Source organism: Salinicola socius (assembly GCF_001937195.1).
GTDB lineage: Bacteria > Pseudomonadota > Gammaproteobacteria > Pseudomonadales > Halomonadaceae > Salinicola > Salinicola socius.
On sequence record NZ_MSDO01000100.1, the window covers coordinates 1 to 648 of the forward strand.

At 65.1% G+C, this 648-nt stretch carries 1 protein-coding gene; it reads right to left on the minus strand.

Annotation, left to right across the window (positions count from 1 at the left end; all coding sequences use genetic code 11):
* On the minus strand, positions 1-648 hold a 648-nt coding region (locus BTW07_RS19025; protein ID WP_167369295.1), incomplete at both ends, for an Ig-like domain-containing protein.

The following is a 648-nucleotide window of genomic DNA, read 5'->3' on the forward strand; positions in this document are numbered from 1 at the left end:
TCGGCATTGAACGTCAGGCTACCGTTGCCGGTGTCGACATCCGTCGCCAGGTCATAACCGGCGATGGTGCCGTCGACGTCACTTGCCGCCGGCACTTGGCCGGTCAGTAGTGTGTTCTCTTCCGTCGTGGCCGTGCCTGCCTGAGCGACCGGGGCATCGTTGGTGCCGGTGACGTTGATGGTCACCGTCTTGGGCTCGCTGACGCCGCCGTCGTTATCGATAGCGGTGTAGCTGAAGGTGACATCGCGGCTCTCGCCGGCAGCCAGACCGTCGAAGTCGGTGCCGGGGGCGAAGCTGTAGGAACCGTCGGCATTGAACGTCAGGCTACCGTTGCCGGTGCCGACATCCGTCACCAGGTCGTAACCGGCGATCGTCCCATCGACATCGGTGGCGACCGGCACCTGGCCGGCCAGCAACGTGTTCTCTTCCGTCGTGACCGTGCCTGCCTGAGCGACCGGCGCATCGTTGGTACCGGGGACGGTGATGGTGACCGTCTTGGGCTCGCTGACCCCACCGTCGTTATCGGTGGCGGTATAGCTGAAGGTGACGTCGCGGCTCTCGCCGGCGGCCAGAGCGTCGAAGTCGGTGCCGGGGGTGAAGCTGTAGGAGCCGTCGGCGTTGAACGTCAATGAACCATTGCCGGTGCCG